The sequence below is a fragment of the Pseudogemmobacter hezensis genome (genome assembly GCF_013155295.1).
Classification (GTDB): Bacteria; Pseudomonadota; Alphaproteobacteria; order Rhodobacterales; family Rhodobacteraceae; genus Pseudogemmobacter; species Pseudogemmobacter hezensis.
Map to the genome: position 1 here is coordinate 56,061 of NZ_JABJXT010000005.1, position 17,942 is coordinate 74,002.

Below are 17,942 nucleotides of genomic sequence, written 5' to 3' on the forward strand. Positions count from 1 at the left end.
AATGGAACTCGGACTCTATACCTTTGGCGATCTGCCGGTCGGGACGATCGGCCCCGAGGCCGCGCACCGCCGCATTCAGGACATCATCGCCGCCGCAAAACTCGCCGACGAGGCCGGCCTGTCCGTCTTCGGTGTCGGGGAGCATCACCGGCCCGACTATGCCGTTTCGGCACCCGAGGTCATGCTGGGCGCGATCGCCGCCGCGACCGGGGCGATCCGATTGACCACGGCTGTCACCATCCTGTCCTCGGCCGATCCGGTGCGCGTCTTCGAACAGCTCGCGACCCTCGACCTTGTGTCGAATGGCCGCGCCGAGATCACGGTGGGGAGGGGCGCTTTCATCGAATCCTTTTCGCTGTTCGGCTATGCGCTTGAGGATTACGATGCGCTTTATATCGAGAAGCTCGACCTGTTCCTGAAACTGGCGGCAGAAGAGCGGGTCACTTGGCAAGGCCATTTCCGCGCACCGCTTCAGGACGCGCCGGTCGCGCCCAGGCCGCTTTCGACCGACGGCCGGATCTGGATCGGTGCGGGCGGCACCCCGGAAAGCGCCGTTCGGGCGGGCAAGGCGGGATTGCCGCTCAACCTTGCCAATATCGGGGGCGATCCGGCTCGGTTCAAACCGTTCATCGATCTCTATCGTCGCACGGGCCATGCCGCAGGCCACGATCCCTCGGGTCTGAAAGTGGCGATCTCCAGCCATCTGCATGTCCAGAAGGATGCGCAGGCCGCCCGCGACGCGTTTTATCCGCATTACGCGCGCTATATAGGTCACAACCTGCCGAACGGCGAGAATGGCTGGAAGGTCTCACGCGCCGATTACGATCAGATGCTGTCGCTGCGCGGCCCGCTGTTCGTCGGCAGCCCGCAACAGATCGTCGACAAGATCCTCTACGAACGCGAGCTTTTCGGCCATGACCGATTCATGGCGCAGATCGACATAGGTGGCCTTCCGTTCGGCAAGGTGGCGAACGCCATCGAGCTTCTGGCTACCGACGTGCTGCCGCATGTGCGGCGCGCAGGTCCAGCCCCGACCGGGCGGGATGAAAAGGCCCCGCATTCGGACAGATAACCATCCGGTGGCAGACCGCACCGGTCCCTCGATCATCCCCATCTCAAGGAAAATCATCATGATCGACACTCGCACCGTTCCCTATGCCGTATTCGTCCTGCGCGTCGCGCTCGGGGGGCTGTTCCTCGCCCATGCGGGGCTGAAGATCTTCGTCTTCACTCCCGCCGGGACCGCTGGCTTCTTCGGCTCGCTTGGCCTGCCGGGCTGGCTGGCCTATGTCACCATCGTCTGGGAAGTCATCGGTGGCGCCGCGCTGATCCTCGGCGTCTGGCCGCGCATCGCCGCAGTCGCGCTGATCCCGATCCTGCTCGGCTCCATCTTCACCGTCCACGGCGCCGCCGGATTCTTTTTCGACAATGCCAACGGCGGCTGGGAATTCCCCGCCTTCTGGATCGTCGGGCTGGTCGTTCTGGCGCTGGCCGGCGATGGAAAGTTCGCGCTGAAGCCCACGCCGACATTCTGAACCTTACTGTAGAGGAGAACGACCATGACCACCCCATCCGCCCCTGTCCGATCCGAAACCGGGTCTGCGCCGCTGTCCATGGGCAGGGTCGCGCTCACCGTCAACGATCTCGACCGCGTCGGCGATTTCTATCAGCGCGTGGTCGGGCTTCACCGGCTGGGCGGGGATGGCGAGAGTGCGCTTCTTGGCGCGGGCGGCACCGTCCTGCTGGAATTGCGCAGCGACAAGGCCGCGCGGCGGAGGTCCCCGCGCGAGGCCGGTCTGTTCCATACGGCTTTTCTGCTGCCCGAACGGGCCGATCTTGGCCAATGGACGAAGAACGCGATGGCAACGCGGGCCCCGGTGATCGGCGCCTCGGATCACGGCGTCAGCGAGGCGCTCTACCTGTCCGATCCCGAAGGCAACGGCATCGAGATCTATGCCGACAGGCCGGTTTCGGCATGGAAGCGGGCCGGCGGCCAGATCGAGATGCCGAGCGATCCGCTCGACGTCGGAGATCTGGTTGCCAGCGTCGGCGACGGGGTCTGGACCGGTTTCCCCGAGGGCTCGGTGATCGGGCATGTGCATCTGCAGGTGGGGGCCATCGCCGAGGCCGAGGCGTTCTATGCGGGGATCCTCGGGTTCGACATCACCTGCCGTTACCCCGGCGGCAGCTTTTATGCCGCCGACGGCTACCATCACCATATCGCCACCAATATCTGGAACAGCCGCGGAGCACCCGCGCGCAGCTATCCCTCGACCGGCCTCGCCGAGGTCGCGATGGAGGTGAACCCCGCCCGGCTGGAGGCGGCCCGCAACCGCGCCGCCGCCGCCGAAGCGGGGCAGGGCACCCTCGCGCTGCGCGATCCCTGGGGCACGGCGATCACTTTGCGCATGTCAGGAAAGGACTGAATCATGCTCGTGGACGGGAAATGGACGGCGGACTGGCATCCGGTGCAGGCGACCGACAAGAAGGGCGGTTTCGTGCGCCAGATCTCGGGGTTCCGCAATTGGATCACACTGGACGGCAGCGCCGGGCCGACCGGCGAGGCGGGCTTCGCGGCCGAGGGCGGGCGCTATCACCTCTATGTGGCGCTGATCTGCCCCTGGGCCTCGCGCACGCTGATCGCGCGCAAGCTGAAGGGGCTTGAGGACATCGTTTCCGTCTCTGTGGTTGAACCCGCGCTGACCGACGAAGGCTGGCGCTTCGGCGATTATCCCGGCTCGGACCGCGACATGCTGAACGGGGCCACCTATTTGCACGAGCTCTATACCCGCGCCGACCCGCATTACACGGGCCGCGCCACCGTGCCCGTGCTCTGGGACAAGACGCGCGGGACAATCGTGAACAACGAATCCGCCGAAATCGTGCGGATGTTCGACACGGGCTTCGGTGCGCTGGCGCGCCCGGACCACGATCTCTACCCCCAGGGCCTGCGCGACCGGATCGACGCGCTGAACGAGCGGATCTATCCGCGTCTCAACAACGGGGTCTACCGCGCGGGCTTCGCCACCACGCAGCTCGCCTATGAGGAGGCCTTCGCGGATGTCTTCGGCATGCTGGACGAACTGGAGACGCATCTGGCGGGCGAAGGGCCGTATCTTCTGGGCGAGCGGTTCACCGAGGCGGATATCCGGCTTTTCGTGACGCTGGTGCGTTTCGACGCCGCCTATTACGCGCTCTTCAAATGCAACCTGCGTCGGCTGGCCGATTACCCGGCGCTCAGCGCCTATCTCCGGGCTGTCCTCAATCTGCGGGGTGTGCGCGAGACCGTCAATATCGACCATATCAAGCGCGGCTATTATTCGATGCGGGCGCTCAATCCCAACGGCATCGTGCCGGTGGGGCCGGACCTGCCCGGACTCAACCCCGTCACGCTAGCCCCCGCCGCAGTGGCGCCCGCAGTGCAAACCCGAAAGGAACGGTCATGAGCCGGTCTCTCGTCATTTTCCTGCACGGCGTCGGCAGCCGTGGCGCCGATCTGGCACCGCTCGGCGATGCCTGGCGTGCGCTGCTGCCGTCGACGGATTTCGCGGCGCCGGACGGGCCCTTCGCCTTCGATCACAGCGGAAGCGGCCGGCAATGGTTCAGCGTCAAGGGCGTGACGGAGGCCAACCGGCCCGGCCGCATCCTCGCCGCGCGGGATGCCTTCGATCACACCATCGCCGGGATCGTCGCCGCGCATGGCTTGACGGGACAGCCTGACCGCGTTGCCCTGGTTGGTTTCTCGCAGGGCTCGATCATGGCGCTGGACGCGCTTGCCTCCGGTCGCTGGCCTGTGGCGGCGGTGGTCGCTTTCGCTGGCCGCCTCGCTTCGCCCGCGCCAATGGCGCCGTCGACGGGCAGCAGGGTCCTGCTCGTCCACGGTGACGGCGACCGGGTGATGCCTGTCGAGGAAAGCCGAACCACCGCAGCGGCTTTGAAGCAGGCGGGCGTCGATGTCGCCCTGAATGTCCTGCCCGGCCTTGGTCACACGATCTCGCCAGAGGGCGCGACGGCTGCGGGCGCGTTCCTGTCACACGTATTGACGGCCAGTCAAAACGACTGAAAGAGCCACAACCGAAGACGTCGGGCCGCCGCGCGGTCCCTTGCCCGGTGAGAGTCGGAAATCTTGCCCGCGAAGCCGATGAACCATCCTGGCCCCGCTGGCTTCCGCATAGGGCAGAACGGGGCGGGCGGGACGCGATACCCCGCCTGCCACCGGCCAGCGGGCCTGTCCCGATGGCCGGATGTTCCCGAGCATCGGGTAGCGCAGGCGTTGATGGTGGCCGGGCCGGATGAGGCGGTAAATAGTAGACCCACAGGAAACTCTGTGTGGAGCCTTTGTGTCTTTACGCTGAAACAGCGCCGGAATAGCAAATTTCAGGATGTGTAGCCCATGGCATACCGCCCGATTTCCATTGCTGAACGGCATTGACCACACCTGACACAACGACCGCCGATTAAGCTTGTCTGGCAAGAAGCGTCACGACTTGTTCAGGCCGGGTTGGCGCCATGGCCGCTGGCATCGGGAATGCGGGCGCCGGGAAAAGCTCGGAACAAGGAGATCTCCCAGCTACTTCACCCGAACCAGCGCCGCCGGGTCACTCTCTTCGTGGGAGCCACGGGATCAAACGATACAAGAGGAAGGACAAGAACTGGCATGTCAACTTCAACACGTGGCGGGGCGGATAGCCGCGCCGGAATGAGCAACCGCGCACGGTGGACGCTCCTGATCTTTGGGGCGCTGCTCGCCCTGGTCGGTCTGGCCCTGACAATAGGCGGGATTCAGCTCGCGGGGCTGGGCGGATCCTGGTATTATCTTCTTGCCGGTCTGGCGTTGCTGGCTTCCGGCGGTCTTCTCGCGATGCGCCGGTCTGGGGCCCTTTGGCTTTTCGGCGCAACCACCATCGCCACGGTTCTGTGGGCGCTGTGGGAAGTCGGCCCGGAATTCTGGGCACTGGTTCCGCGCCTTGCACCCTTCGTGGTGATGACCCTCATTATGGGGCTGCTTGCGCCCCTGCTTCTGGGCGGAGCGCGAAAGAAGGCCAGCTATTCCGTCTCTGTGGTCGCCGTGCTGGTTCTGATCGCGGGAGCCGTGTCGGTCTTCATCCCTCACGGCGTCATCAGCCCCGGCGCCACAGTCGTCGCGCGCGCGGTGACAGAGGCGCCCGGGGAATCGCGCTGGCAGTATTACGGCCGCACCCCTGACGGGACCCGCTTCGCGCCCGAAAGCCAGATAACGCTGGAAAATGTCGATCAGCTCAGCGTTGCCTGGACCTTCCGCACCGGCGAGATGGCCGAACTTGGGTCGGAGAATCAGAACACCCCGATCCAGATCGGCGATACGCTCTATGTCTGCACGCCGCTGAACAAGGTCTTTGCCATCGACGCGGACACCGGCGAGGAACGTTGGAGCTATGATCCGAAGCCTGTCGATACGACCGTCTGGAACCGTTGCCGTGGCGTGGCCTATTATGAGTCCTCCGCCGTCGCCGCGCCGCCGATCCCGGATGCAGAGACGGGCGCTGTGCCCGCCATCGTTCCTGCGAATGCGGTCTGCGGGCGGCGTATCGTGACGACGACGGTCGATGCGCGTCTGATCCAGCTCGATGCCGAAACGGGCGCCCTGTGCGAAAGCTTCGGGACGGGCGGGATCGTCGATCTCAAGGCCGGGATGGGTGAAATAAAACCGGCATGGTATCAACCCACCTCGATGCCGACAGTGGCCGGGCGGCTGATCATCGTCGGCGGTTGGGTGTTCGACGGGCGTTCGGTCGATGAGCCCTCGGGCGTCGTCCGCGCCTTCAACGCGGACACCGGCGCGCTGGTCTGGGCATGGGATCTTGGTAACCCCGAGATTACCGGCCTGCCACCGGAGGGCGAGACCTATTCGCGCACCACGCCGAATGTCTGGTCCACGCCCGCCTTCGACGAAGAGCTGGGCCTGGTCTATCTGCCGACCGGCAACCAGAACCCCGATTTCTGGGGCGCGCTGCGGCCGGAGATTTCCGAGCAGTATTCCTCGGCCATCGTCGCGCTGGATATCGCCACCGGGCGTGAGCGGTGGAAGTTCCAGACCGTGCATCACGACATCTGGGACTATGACGTTCCCGCCCAACCGGCGCTCTACGACGTGCCCGACGGAAACGGCGGCACGATCCCGGCTCTGGTCCAGCTGACGAAGCGCGGTCAGATTTTCATGCTTGACCGCCGCACCGGCGAACCCATCGCTGATGTCGTCGAAAAGCCGGTTCCGCAGGAACATCAGGAAGGCGACTGGGTTTCGGCCACGCAGCCCTACTCGGTCGGTATGCCCGCCATCGGTGCGGAGCCGCTGTCCGAGGAAAGGATGTGGGGGGCGACGTTCTTCGACCAGCTTTCCTGCCGGATCGCCTTCCGCAAGCTGCGCTACGAGGGCGAATTCACGGCGGCCACCACCGAGGCCAGTCTGCTCTATCCCGGCTATTACGGCGGGATGAACTGGGGCAGCGCCTCGATCGACGCGGGGACGGGCTATCTGATCGTCAACGACATCCGCATGCCGCAGGTCGTGCGGCTGATCCCGCAGGCCGAACTGGCGGGCGCGAACGCGGGTCACGGCGTCGGCAGCATCTATCCGCAGGAGGGCGTGCCCTTCGGCATCGAGCACAGCTCGCTGGTGTCGTTCCTCGGGCTGCCGTGCAATGCCCCGCCGTGGGGCACCTTCTCGGCAATCGACCTGTCGAAGCGAGAACTGGTCTGGCAGCGCCCGGCCGGAACGGTCGAGGATACCGTGGTCGCGGGCGGCCTCAAGGCGAGCCTTCCGGTTCCGCTCGGCATGCCGACGCTGGGCGGCCCGATTACCACCGGTTCGGGGCTGGTCTTCTATGCCGGGACACAGGACTACTATCTGCGTGCGCTTGACGCAGCGACGGGCAAGGAAATCTGGAAAGGTCGGCTGCCGGTTGGCGCCCAGGCCACGCCGATGACCTATATCTCACCCAAAAGCGGGCGCCAGTTCGTGGTCGTATCGGTCGGTGGCGCCCGTCAGTCGCCGGATCGCGGCGACTACGTGGTCGCTTACGCCTTGCCCGAGGCGCAGTGACCCGGAGTATCTTTACGGCGTTCGTAAGAAACCGGATCCAAAAACCCGCCCCGAAAGGGGCGGGTTTTCATTTTCAGCGTCTGTCAAATGAATCCGGGTGGGAACAAGTTTCTCACCTGGCAGTGCCGCCTTTGAAAATCCTCGGATGGTCGATGAGCTCGCGCGCCATCAGATGCGCAAGACGAACGGCTGAGGTCATATTCTCCGGCACAATGGCCCGGCCTGACTCGAGGAGTTCGCGCCCACAGGCGGCAGGGTCCGCAATCGGATTTGCCAGTCTGCGCAGGCAATCCTGCGCAATGTCGCCCCCATCGACAGCAGGCGGCTCCCGATGCACGATCTGGCCAAGCCGCATCGCGATATGGCCGAGGGACAGCGCGGCGACCGCATCCCCGATGACCGCCGTGTCTGCCCGGGCCCGCGTCACCATTTCCACGACGAGATGACGCAGCCGCGACAGGTGGCGTTCGGCCAAGGGGGTGCCGGCGCGCAGGCTGACGAACGCAATCTCGCGCCGGATCGAGGCTTCGATGTGGCCGCGGCGGCGATCGACGTCCATCGGCAGGACCCAGCGATAAAAGAAATCGCTGATCACCACGCCCACGATCAGCATGGCGGCGCTAGCGACGACAGTCTGCGGCGAGGATGGCAACATGTCCACCGGCCGCGCCATGACGGCAAAGAACATGTTGAATGTCAGGCCTGCGAAAACCGTTGCCCGGCTTGCCTGCAGCAGGGAGGCGACACAGAACAGTGGAAGCGCCAGCAGCAGCGAGAGCCACGAAAGCTCCGCGAACGGGACAATGCCCAGCCGCCATGCGACAGCTGCCAGCGCCGCAACCGCGCCGCCGATCAACCCTTGGCGGACCAGGGGCAGAGGCTGGTCCAGCGTCGCGAACAGCACGGTGAAAATGGAGGCGCCGAGCACCAGGAAGCGCCCGGCCTCCCATCCCGTCAGGGTCCAGACAACAGCGGGCGTTGCAATCGCGAGGAAGCCGCGCGCCACCGCGCGCTTGAGCCCGGTCAGATCCGGCTGCGGCCGCATGCGCGCGGTGGAGACAATGAGCGAGGGGTCGGCGAGTGCCCGATGGCTTTGGGCGACCTCCCTCAACCCGGCCGCGAAGGTGCCGAGGATGGCCTTCAGTTCGGCATGCGCGGCGGCGGTCCGCTCGATCACGCCGAGGGCGGGCAGGGGGGCGAGTTCTCCGGTCTCCTCCAGAACGTCCGCCGCGCGCTCCAGTGCGGCGCGCAGCGCCGGCAGGTCCGCCTGCTCGGTGATGGATCGGCTTTCCGATGCCTTGCGGATCATCCTGGCCACCACGATCAGATCCAGCAACGATGCGGACATCGTGTTGAGCGGTCGCAGGCGGCGCCGCGCCTTGAACGATCCGGCGGCAGCATCCTCGGCGCCCGCCGAGATCGCGGCCAGGGCCGACAAAAAGGCCGCTTCCCGTGCCACCAGGTCGGTCTGATGTTCCTGCAACGCCATGCCGACCAGGCGGAGACCCTCGGCCAGCACGGTCGCCGAGCGCGCCGACAGGCTCTGGGCCCGCGCACGGGGCTGTAACAGGAATCCCACGGCCAGCGATGCGCCGATCCCGATCAGCGTGTCGGCAACGCGGGCGCCGGCAAAGCTCAGGGGTGCGATTTCGGTCCCGGTCGTCAGGGTCACGACGACGCTGGCCGTCAGCCCGGCCAGCGCCGCCCCATAGGCGCGCTGATGCCGCATGGCGTTCGCCAGGCCGCAACAGAACGCCAGCCACAGCGCGAGGCATGTCAGTTCGAGATAGGGGTTCCCCGCAAGCGCGATGGCCACCCCGGTGGCGGCGCCCAGAAGCGTTCCGACGAACTGGGCGACGCTGCGCTCCAGCATCAGCCCGCGCGGCGGCTGGCCGATCATCCATGTCGCCATCGCGGCCCACCACGGGTTCTGCAAGCCAAATCCGGTGGCCACCACCATTGCAATCATGGCGGCCAGTGTCAGTCGAAGGGCGGTTGCCCGGACAAGCGGATCACGCAGGGCGCCGTTCAGGTTTTTCATCGGGGTATTCCGAAAGGCTGTCCATCCTGCCATGAAGACCGGATGGGAGAGTTGCCGAAGGATGCAGGCTCCCCTATTTTCAGAACTGACGGGTAAAGTAAATAGGATTGGCATGACCGCGAAGCGAGAAAATCCGTCCGGCCGTGGACGGGGAAGGCCGCGAGACGCCGGCTTGCGCGAACGGATACTGGAAGCCGCCGAGGCCGAGTTCCTCGACAAAGGGCTGGAAGGCGCGCGCATGGAACGCATCGCCCTGCGCGCGGGCACATCGAAGATGGCGCTCTATCAACACTTCGCCTCGAAGATGGTGCTGTTCCATGAGGTCCGGAACAATCTGCTGATCGACCACTTGCCGCAGGTGGAGCAGTTTTCTCTGGATGCCGACCCCCGCGAGGTGCTCGTCGAGATCGCCAGGCATTATCTGAAAGCGATCACCGCACCCGCCACGATCCAGCAGCTGCATCTGCTCTGCCAGCCGCGCGCGAGAGATATTCGCGCGGCAACGGCTTTCTTTGACAGCGGGCCGCAGGCTGCCGTTCGGCAGGTCGAAGCCCTGCTGCAGCAGTACTGCGACCGCGGTGTGTTCGCCGTTCCCTCGCCGCGGATGGCGGCAGAACAGTTTCTCGCCATGGTCCGCGGAAACGAACACATGAGGGCGCTTCTCGACCTGCAACCCGGCAGGGACGCGGAGGCGCTGGATATCTATTTGACCTCCTGTGCCGATCTGTTCGTGCGCGCGTTTCGCGCCGGTTAATGCTGTATGGCCGCAGTGCGCGGCGGGTGTCGGGACAGGAGTTGTTGTGTCCGCCCGTTCGCAGCGCAAGGACGCGCATCCGTTCGACCCTGCAGCGCTATGGCCGCGCCGAGCCGTGACGCCACGAAATCGATGAGTGCTTGATCTTCGGCGCGGTATGGCGGCTGGACGGCCACAGGATACAAAAACGCGCTGATCCTGCACATACGTGTCCAACACCCAGGGTCAGCTTGCCGGCAGCGATGGCATCGCAGACCATGAAATCGGGCAGCAGCGCTATGTCCATGCCCGCTTCCGTCAAATCCAACAGCGAATCCATGGTATTGGTGACGGACGATTGGGGTGGGTTGATGTTCAGCATGCTACCGCGCGTATACAATGGCCAGAGGGCGATGATGGTGGCCGAACAGTTCGAGAGGCTCGACACGATTTTTCCCGGACAGATCGATCTGGGCATCGGCCGCGCTGCGGGGGGGGGCCGCCGGACCGAGCATGCGGCCCCTGAACGGGATTTCGAAAGCGATATCCGCCAGCTGACCGATTATCTGAAGGACAACGGTCGTCCGCCTGCGCGTGGCATTCCCGTCAGCCAAGAAGTGCCGATCCGGCTTTTGGGCAAGTATGTACCGTGCCTATCTGAGCGCCAAGCTCGGCCTCCCTTATGCCTTCGCCTCGCATTTCGCGCCACATATCCTCATGAATGCTATTATGTACTATCGTGAGAATTTCTGGCCATCTGTGGCGCTGGCCGCGCCCTATGTGATCGCGGGTGACAATGCCTTCGTCGTCGATACCGAGGCTAAAGCAGCGCTTCTCGTCAGTTCGCATTTCCATTGGGTCAACATGCTGTACAAGGGTCGCCCCGGCCCCTTGCCGTATCCGAATATAGGCTATCTCGCATCGCTGTCCGATCATGAAAAGCAGAGAATACAACAGGCATTGGCCTATTCCATTTTCGGCGACAAGACGCAGGGTCGGACAGTGGCTGTCGGATTTACTGCCAGGACGGGTGCGGATGAGCTGATCCTTGGCGCCCGGATCCATAATCCTGCTGCTCGTTGCCGCTCCTCCCAACTTTTGGCGGAGGCCCTGTCATGTATGATGGTGAACTCTGTGATCTAGATTAGGGTTTGTCGGTCAGCCCTTTTGATCGCTTGCCCTGCATTTTGCGATAGAGCGTGGCACGCGAAACCCCGAGGTAGCGTGCCGTCTCCATCACATTGCCCTTGTGATAGCGGAGGGCTGTCTCAATCCTCGCCGTCTCGGCTTTCGAGCGTGCCAGAACATCATGAGTTTCAGAAAGCTCGATCAGCTGGGTCGGAAGATGCGCCACTGTGACCGTATCCCCTGCCAGTGCGATTGCACGACGCAGGGCGAAGTGAAGCTCTCTGAGGTTGCCGGGCCAGTGATGGCAGCACAGGATTGCCAGCGCTTCGGACGAAATATGCGGCGCAGCCCGACCGGCCAGCCGGGCTTCTTCGGCCAGAGCCCGCAGGAATACCTTCTCCGGCTCGGGGGTCGATCGCAGCGGAGGCAGGATGAATGCGGCACCGTTAAGCCTATGGACGAGATCCGGACGAAGTCCCGCCAGTTCCGGCTGCAGGTCCTTTGCGGAGGATGTGACCGTGATGAGAGGGCGTTGGGCGCCTTCCAGAACCTGAACCAGGCTTCGCTGCATCGGAACGGACATCTCGTCGATCTGATCGAGAACAAGAGCAAAGCCTGGTCGTGCCCTGAGCGTATCGAGTTTCAAACGGGTGACATCATCAGCCGCCCCGCCCTCTAGCATCAGGAAATCGCCGGAGACAAGGCGGGCGAGCCGGAGCGCGAGTGTCGTCTTTCCGGTTCCCGTTTCACCTATGAGCATAAGCGGTAGTTGTCGGCGTGCGAGGTCAAGAGCTTGGTGTAGTATTTCGTCCAGCCGGGGATCTGAGAGCGTCGCTTCGGATCCGGGCGTTGCCACTGGCTGGTGACCGCTGATTGCCACAGTTGTCTGGCTTGGAGCCGCCACGCGCAAGTGCCCTGCTTCAGCAGGAGTCATAGGTTCGGACCAGACTCCGTGCACAACATCAGGCTCGACGATTTGATCAAGGCGAGCCATCGGGAGTTGGTCTGCCGCGCGGCGGAGCATCACGGGAGCGTCGTGTGTGAAATCGACGATTTGCCCGGAATCATCCAGCGCCAGCATGGAAAGCGCCGCCGCATCGGCGAAATCGCCATCCGCCGAGAGGCTGACGAGGCGGTGGCCGGAATTGCGCCGCTGAAAGAGCTGGGTTTCGATCCTGCGCGCGGAACGGTTCACCACATCGCTCAGAAGGCGGACAGCCTGTGCGCCAATCCTGCCAAGCGACGAGATGTTGAGCACACCCGCGAGCTGGCCATTGCTGCCGAAGATCGGGGCCACGGTGCAGGTGATGTCGCTCAATACGCGATTGAAGTGTTCGTCTCCGACAATCGAGAGTGGACGGCGCTCCAGCAGGCAGGTGCCTATGCCGTTTGTCCCCTGCATGTCCTCGGCCCAGACCGAGCCGGGCAGAACGCCCGCCCGGTTCAGATCGTCCATATGATAGGGATCGCACCGGAAAAGCAGCTTGACCCCCTGGGCCGAAGCCAGAGACACAGTGCAGGCATCGGCGGCCAGACGGCGGAACAGCCGGTCTATTTCGGCAGTGGCCGAGCGGATCAGCAACTCCTCCTGATCCAGCGTTTCACGCAGCTCGCCATAGCTCAGAACGTCGGCACGGCGCGCGAAGTCAGGCAAAAGCCGGTGGGTTTCAAGACATCTGCGCCAACTGCCTTCGACTAGGGCCGGCAACCCTCTCGCCCCTTCGACCGTGGACAGGGCGCGCAACCGATGAATATGAGAAAGCATGCCCGGGCCCTCCCCTGCAACAGACATGGTCGTTATTCCGGTCGGTCTGGCCGACCGTACACCCTACCAATCTAGGCGGTTCCCCAAAGAAAGACAGAGAAAATCTGCCGGTCAGCGAGAACCATCCTTGAACGGAAAGCGGCCCCCGCATCGGACGGGGGCCGCTCCCTGTTTCGGATGGCGCGAATTCGCGGGGAGGAGGCCATCCGAATGCGGTCGCGTCAGGCCGAGGCCTCGCGGATCATGTTGCGGGCGATCACCAGCTGCTGGATCTGGGTCGTGCCTTCGTAGATGCGGAACAGGCGCACATCGCGATAGAAGCGCTCGATGCCGTATTCCTCGACATAGCCCGCCCCGCCGTGGATCTGCACCGCGCGGTCGGCCACGCGGCCCACCATCTCCGAGGCAAACATCTTGCAGCATGCGGCCTCGGTCGAGACATTGGCCCCCGCGTCCTTGCGCCGCGCGGTTTCCTCGATCATGCAGCGGGCGGCAAAGGCCTCTGCGCGGCTGTCAGCCAGCATGGCCTGCACCAGTTGCTTTTCGGCGATGGGTTCGCCGAATTGCTTGCGCTCCATCGCATAGGCCAGGCTGTCGCGGATCAGACGTTCCGCGGCGCCGACGCAGACGGCCGAGATGTGAAGCCGCCCGCGATCCAGCACCTTCATCGCGGTTTTAAAGCCCTGTCCTTCGCGCGCGGGCCCGCCGATGATGGCCGAGGCCGGAACGCGGCAGTCTTCGAGGATCACATCGGCGGTATGCGATCCCTTCTGCCCCATCTTCTTGTCGATGGCGCCGATCGAAAGGCCCGGCGTGCCGGCCTCGACCAGAAAGGCAGTGACGCCGGCGGACGTCTTCGAGGTGGGATCGGTGCGCGCAAAGACGGTGAACAGGCCCGCATGCGGTGCGTTGGTGATAAACCGCTTGGTGCCGTTCAGCACGAAGTCATCGCCGTCCCGGCGGGCGGAAGTGCGCAGCGATCCGGCGTCGGAGCCCGCCTCGGGTTCGGTCAGCGCGAAGGACGCGATCATCTCGCCACTGGCGAGCTTCGGCAGATAGGCCGCCTTCTGCTCGGGCGTCCCGTCGATGATGATCCCCTGCGAGCCGATGCCGTTGTTGGTGCCGACCAGCGAGCGGAAGACGGGCGAGGTCTGGCCAAGCACGAATGCGGCGGCAACCTCTTCGGACATGGTCAGGCCCAACCCGCCGAATTCCTCGGGAATGGACATGCCGAACAGGCCCATCTCTCGGATTTCCGCAATGAGGCCGGTCGGGATACGATCGTCTTCGGCAACTTGCGCTTCATGTGGCACAAGCCGTTCGCGCACGAACCGATCCAGCGTTTCCAGAAACTGCTTCAGCGTCTCGGCATCCAGGCTCATGGTCTGGCGTGTCCTTCTCTCTTGGCGGCCGGATGGCTGAAGCCGTCCGGCGATCAGCATTTCACAGCAGGAATATCAGACACTTGGGAAACGTGTAACTGGCGCAGGTGTGGCAGCACGGCAGGGATAGCCTGTCGCACAAGAGACAATTGCCGCAGGGGTGAGGTTCCCTCTAGCAATGAAGGGGAATGTGGCGGCGCAGCTTTAGCTGGGGCCGGATGCGGCCATTTCGGATCACATCCGGGGTGCTGGCTGTCGGCAATGAGGAGGACCTGTGATGCATTCCACCCCGTATCCCCGGATCGAGCTTGTGATCGGCGCCGAGCGCATCGGCCCCGAGGCGCGTGAGGCCCGGCCCGTGATCAACCCAGCAACGGGTGAACAGTTGGGGATGATGCCTTCGGCCACGCCGCAGGATCTGGACCGGGTTGTCAGCGCGGCCGAAGCGGCCTTCGCCACATGGCGCGCAATGTCGGCCTACGATCGCAGCGCGATCCTGCGGCGGTTCGCCGATTTGCTCCGGGCCAATGCCGAGGCCATCGCGACCAACCTGACGCGCGACATGGGCAAGCCGCTGGCCGAAGCGGTGGTCGAGATCCGCTCGGGCGCCGATCACGTCGACTGGCACGCCGAGGAGGGGCGGCGCATCTATGGGCGCATCATTCCCGCCCGCATCGCCGGGGTGCAGCAGCAGGTCCTGCGCGAGCCGGTGGGTGTCTGCCTCGCGATCTCGCCCTGGAACTTCCCGATGAGCCAGGCGGTGCGCAAGATCGCGGCGGCGCTCGCCTCTGGTTGCACCGTGATCCTGAAGGCAGCGGCGGAAACGCCGTCCTCGGTCATGGCGATGGCCGACCTCCTGCGCGAGGCCGGGCTGCCGGACGGCTGCCTCAACCTCCTCTGGGGGGATTCGAACCTGATCTCGCAGACGCTGATGGCGCGGCCCGAGGTCAAGAAGCTCAGCTTCACCGGCTCGATCCCGGTGGGCAAGCATCTGGCGGAACTGGCGGGTCGTCACATGAAGCGGCTGACGATGGAACTCGGCGGTCATGCGCCGGTGCTGGTCTTCGACGATGCCGATCCGGAGGCCGCGGCCCGCGCGCTGGCGGCGAACAAGCTGCGCAATGCCGGGCAGGTCTGCATCTCTCCAACACGGTTTTTCGTGCAGGAACGCGGATATGAGCGGTTCGTCGACGAACTGGCGGGGGCTTTTTCTAAGGTGAAGGTCGGCGACGGGCTGGAGCCGGGTGTGCAGATGGGGCCCTTGTGCCATCCCGGGCGTGTCGCCGCGATGGAAACCCTTGTCGCCGATGCGGTCGAGCGCGGGGCGAATGTGGTGACCGGCGGCAGCCGGATCGGCAATGTCGGCAACTTCTATGCGCCGACCATCGTCACCACCGAGGGCGACGAGATCGCGCTGATGAACGACGAACCCTTCGGCCCGATCGCGGTGGTGTCGCCCTTCCGTGGCATCGAGGACGGTCTGGCGCGGGCGAACCGGCTGCCGCTCGGCCTTGCCTCCTATGTCTTCACCAGTTCGCTGGAGCGCGCCGAGCAATCAGCGGCCGGGTTGCAGGCGGGCATGGTCAGCGTGAACCATTTCGGCCTCGCCCTGCCGGAAACTCCCTTCGGCGGGGTCCGGGACAGCGGATACGGCACCGAGGGCGGGTCGGAGACCTTCGACGCCTATCTCAACACCAAATTCGTATCGATGATGACCCGGCCCGTGGCGTGAGGATCAGATGACCGTTCATTGCGAGATCGCCGGGGGCGTGGCCCTCATCACCATCGACAATCCGCCCCTGAACGTCCTCGGCCAGGCAACGCGCGCCGGTCTTGATGCCGCGATCATACAGGCGGTCGAGGCCGGGGTTGGCCGCATCATCCTGACCGGCGCGGGGCGCGCCTTTGTCGCCGGTGCGGATGCGAAGGAATTCGACGGCCCTCCCCTGGCGCCGCATCTGAACGAGATACTCGCAAGGCTCGCCGCGCTGTCGATTCCCACGGTCGCCGCGATCAACGGCATCGCGCTCGGCGGCGGCTGCGAGATCGCGCTGGCCTGCCGCTATCGCATCGCGGCACCCTCGGCGGGGCTGGGCCTGCCCGAGGTGACGCTCGGGATCGTCCCCGGCTCGGGTGGCACGCAGCGGTTGCCCCGGCTGACGGGAATCGCGGCCGCGGTCGATCTGATCGGCCAGGGCGGCAGCGTGAAGGCGGCGGAGGCGCTCGATCTGGGCATGATCGACGCGATCGCCGAGGATCCGGTCGCGGCGGCGAAGGCGCTGGACGAGGCCACGCTGCGCGGCGCCCTCGTCGCGGATGTCCGTCCCGCACCCGAGGCCGATGCGGCGGCCATCGAAGCGGCGCGCGGGCTGGTGGCCAGGCGCATGCCGGGACAGACGGCGCCACTGATCGCCATCGGCCTGGTCGAGGCGGCGGCAGAGCATCCCCTGGAGGCCAACCTTGCGGCCGAGCGGAAGGCGTTCCTCGACCTGCGCGGCGCGGATCAGTCGCGCGCGCTGCGCCATATCTTCTTTGCCGAGCGGGCGGCGCTTTCGGCGGGCAAGGCCTTCCCCGCGCCGGTCGGCGCGATAGAGACCGCCATCGTCGTGGGCGGCGGCAACATGGGCGCCGCGATCGCCTATACACTGGCGAGCAGCGGTATCCATGTCACCGTGGTCGAGACCGATGCCGCCGGGCAGGTTCGGGCGCAGGCGAATGTCGATGGGCTGGTGCAGCAGGGAGTGAAGCGCGGCGCGCTGTCCGCCGATGCGGCGGCGCGGATCGCCACGCGGCTGACCTGCGTCGCGGGGTTCGACGCCCTGCCACAGGTGGATCTGGCCATCGAGGCCGCCTTCGAGGATATGGAGGTCAAGCGCGGCATCTTTGCCACCTTGCCGGCCAGCCAGCCCGAGACGACGATCCTTGCCACCAACACCTCCTATCTCGACGTGAACCGGCTGGCGGATGGTATCCACAATCCGGGCCGGTTCCTCGGGCTGCATTTCTTCAGCCCGGCGCATATCATGAAGTTGCTGGAGATCGTGCGCGGCGAGCGGACTTCGGCGGAGACGCTGGGGGTGGCGTTCGCGCTGGCGAAACGACTGGGCAAGATGCCGGTGCTGGCGGGCGTCTGCGACGGCTTCATTGGCAATCGCATCCTGACCCGTTATCGTCAGGTCGCCGATATCCTGCTGATCGAGGGCGCGCTGCCCGGGCAGGTGGATGCCGCGATGCGCGGTTTCGGCATGGCCATGGGCCCCTATGCCGCGCAGGACATGTCGGGGCTCGACATCGCCTATGCCAACCGCAAGCGCCAGAACCTTAAGGACCGGACGGATATCCGCCATGTCCCGGTCGCCGACATGCTGGTCGAGGATATGAAGCGCCTCGGCCGCAAGTCCGGCGCGGGCTGGTATGACTACGACGACAAGGCCAGGCCCATGCCTTCTGCGGCGGTGGAAAAGGTCATCCTCGAAGCTTCTGCAGGCGCTGGCGTCACCCGCCGGAGCTTCGCCCCCGAGGACATCTCGGGCAGGATTCTGCTGGCGATGATCGCCGAGGCCGCGGACATCCTCGATGAAGGCATCGCCGCGCGCCCGCGCGATATCGATATCGTGCTGGTGCATGGCTACGGCTTTCCGCGCTGGCGCGGCGGCCTGCTGCACTATGCCGACACCTTGGGCACCGCTGCGATCCTGCGCCGGATCGAGGAACTGGCCGTCGCCGATCCGCTCACCTGGCGGGTGCCGCCGCTGCTGCGCCGCCTCGCCGACACCGGGACGGCCTTTGCCGACCTCAACGACTGAACCGAC

General features: G+C 65.2%; 14 protein-coding genes. 10 read left to right on the forward strand and 4 right to left on the reverse strand.

Annotated features, from left to right (window positions below; all coding sequences use genetic code 11):
• Position 1 precedes the first annotated feature (1 nt).
• From HOY34_RS07110 to HOY34_RS07135, 6 genes are all read left to right on the forward strand, one after another.
• On the forward strand, positions 2-1,072 hold the full coding sequence (locus HOY34_RS07110) for an LLM class flavin-dependent oxidoreductase (protein WP_172361308.1): 1,071 nt from the start codon (positions 2-4) through the stop codon (positions 1,070-1,072).
• 58 nt (positions 1,073-1,130) lie between these two features.
• Positions 1,131-1,535 (forward strand): DoxX family protein, encoded by a 405-nt coding sequence (locus HOY34_RS07115; RefSeq protein ID WP_172361310.1) that lies wholly within the window; start codon positions 1,131-1,133, stop codon positions 1,533-1,535.
• 24 nt (positions 1,536-1,559) lie between these two features.
• Positions 1,560-2,426 carry a VOC family protein gene (locus HOY34_RS07120; protein WP_172361312.1) on the forward strand — a complete coding sequence of 289 codons (867 nt, stop codon included), beginning with the start codon at positions 1,560-1,562 and terminating at the stop codon, positions 2,424-2,426.
• Between the two features lie 3 nt (positions 2,427-2,429).
• On the forward strand, positions 2,430-3,446 hold the full coding sequence (locus tag HOY34_RS07125) for a glutathione S-transferase family protein (protein WP_172361314.1): 1,017 nt from the start codon (positions 2,430-2,432) through the stop codon (positions 3,444-3,446).
• Positions 3,443-4,063, forward strand: coding sequence for an alpha/beta hydrolase (locus HOY34_RS07130; RefSeq protein ID WP_172361316.1), 621 nt, complete (start codon positions 3,443-3,445; stop codon positions 4,061-4,063). The genes HOY34_RS07125 and HOY34_RS07130 overlap by 4 nt, the downstream gene beginning before the upstream one ends.
• 636 nt (positions 4,064-4,699) lie before the next feature.
• Positions 4,700-7,081, forward strand: a complete 2,382-nt coding sequence (locus tag HOY34_RS07135; protein ID WP_172361318.1) for a membrane-bound PQQ-dependent dehydrogenase, glucose/quinate/shikimate family — start codon at positions 4,700-4,702, stop codon at positions 7,079-7,081.
• Positions 7,082-7,193: 112 nt separating this feature from the next.
• Here HOY34_RS07135 and HOY34_RS07140 read toward each other — a convergent pair whose 3' ends face one another.
• A complete protein-coding gene (locus tag HOY34_RS07140) occupies positions 7,194-9,122 on the reverse strand; it encodes an FUSC family protein (protein WP_172361320.1) in 1,929 nt (642 codons plus the stop codon).
• Positions 9,123-9,234: 112 nt separating this feature from the next.
• Here HOY34_RS07140 and HOY34_RS07145 point away from each other — a divergent pair, with 112 nt between their 5' ends.
• Positions 9,235-9,876 carry a TetR/AcrR family transcriptional regulator gene (locus HOY34_RS07145; protein WP_172361322.1) on the forward strand — a complete coding sequence of 214 codons (642 nt, stop codon included), beginning with the start codon at positions 9,235-9,237 and terminating at the stop codon, positions 9,874-9,876.
• A gap of 97 nt (positions 9,877-9,973) precedes the next feature.
• Here the strand turns inward: HOY34_RS07145 and HOY34_RS07150 are convergent, their stop codons facing one another.
• Positions 9,974-10,333, reverse strand: coding sequence for a LysR substrate-binding domain-containing protein (locus tag HOY34_RS07150; RefSeq protein WP_172361323.1), 360 nt, complete (start codon positions 10,331-10,333; stop codon positions 9,974-9,976).
• Positions 10,334-10,497: 164 nt separating this feature from the next.
• On the opposite strand from HOY34_RS07150, the gene HOY34_RS07155 reads away from it, so the two are divergent.
• Entirely contained in the window at positions 10,498-10,998 is a 501-nt protein-coding gene (locus HOY34_RS07155) for an LLM class oxidoreductase (protein ID WP_172361324.1), read from the forward strand.
• 1 nt (position 10,999) lies between these two features.
• On the opposite strand, the gene HOY34_RS07160 is transcribed toward HOY34_RS07155, so the two are convergent.
• Positions 11,000-12,748, reverse strand: coding sequence for a sigma-54-dependent Fis family transcriptional regulator (locus tag HOY34_RS07160; protein WP_172361325.1), 1,749 nt, complete (start codon positions 12,746-12,748; stop codon positions 11,000-11,002).
• A 221-nt stretch (positions 12,749-12,969) separates the two neighbouring features.
• Positions 12,970-14,130, reverse strand: a complete 1,161-nt coding sequence (locus HOY34_RS07165; RefSeq protein WP_172361327.1) for an acyl-CoA dehydrogenase family protein — start codon at positions 14,128-14,130, stop codon at positions 12,970-12,972.
• Between the two features lie 277 nt (positions 14,131-14,407).
• On the opposite strand from HOY34_RS07165, the gene HOY34_RS07170 reads away from it, so the two are divergent.
• The gene (locus tag HOY34_RS07170) at positions 14,408-15,862 is read left to right on the forward strand and encodes an NAD-dependent succinate-semialdehyde dehydrogenase (protein WP_172361329.1); all 1,455 of its coding nucleotides are present in this window, start codon (positions 14,408-14,410) and stop codon (positions 15,860-15,862) included.
• A gap of 7 nt (positions 15,863-15,869) precedes the next feature.
• On the forward strand, positions 15,870-17,936 hold the full coding sequence (locus HOY34_RS07175; RefSeq protein ID WP_172361331.1) for an FAD-dependent oxidoreductase: 2,067 nt from the start codon (positions 15,870-15,872) through the stop codon (positions 17,934-17,936).
• The last annotated feature ends 6 nt before the right edge of the window (positions 17,937-17,942 follow it).

Coding starts and splice junctions, on each gene's coding strand:
- HOY34_RS07110 (WP_172361308.1), top strand. CDS start 2: ATGGAACTCGGACTCTATACCTTTGGCGATCTGCCGGTCGGGACGATC.
- HOY34_RS07115 (WP_172361310.1), top strand. CDS start 1,131: ATGATCGACACTCGCACCGTTCCCTATGCCGTATTCGTCCTGCGCGTC.
- HOY34_RS07120 (WP_172361312.1), top strand. CDS start 1,560: ATGACCACCCCATCCGCCCCTGTCCGATCCGAAACCGGGTCTGCGCCG.
- HOY34_RS07125 (WP_172361314.1), top strand. CDS start 2,430: ATGCTCGTGGACGGGAAATGGACGGCGGACTGGCATCCGGTGCAGGCG.
- HOY34_RS07130 (WP_172361316.1), top strand. CDS start 3,443: ATGAGCCGGTCTCTCGTCATTTTCCTGCACGGCGTCGGCAGCCGTGGC.
- HOY34_RS07135 (WP_172361318.1), top strand. CDS start 4,700: ATGAGCAACCGCGCACGGTGGACGCTCCTGATCTTTGGGGCGCTGCTC.
- HOY34_RS07140 (WP_172361320.1), bottom strand. CDS start 9,122: ATGAAAAACCTGAACGGCGCCCTGCGTGATCCGCTTGTCCGGGCAACC.
- HOY34_RS07145 (WP_172361322.1), top strand. CDS start 9,235: ATGACCGCGAAGCGAGAAAATCCGTCCGGCCGTGGACGGGGAAGGCCG.
- HOY34_RS07150 (WP_172361323.1), bottom strand. CDS start 10,333: ATGCCCAGATCGATCTGTCCGGGAAAAATCGTGTCGAGCCTCTCGAAC.
- HOY34_RS07155 (WP_172361324.1), top strand. CDS start 10,498: ATGTACCGTGCCTATCTGAGCGCCAAGCTCGGCCTCCCTTATGCCTTC.
- HOY34_RS07160 (WP_172361325.1), bottom strand. CDS start 12,748: ATGCTTTCTCATATTCATCGGTTGCGCGCCCTGTCCACGGTCGAAGGG.
- HOY34_RS07165 (WP_172361327.1), bottom strand. CDS start 14,130: ATGAGCCTGGATGCCGAGACGCTGAAGCAGTTTCTGGAAACGCTGGAT.
- HOY34_RS07170 (WP_172361329.1), top strand. CDS start 14,408: ATGCATTCCACCCCGTATCCCCGGATCGAGCTTGTGATCGGCGCCGAG.
- HOY34_RS07175 (WP_172361331.1), top strand. CDS start 15,870: ATGACCGTTCATTGCGAGATCGCCGGGGGCGTGGCCCTCATCACCATC.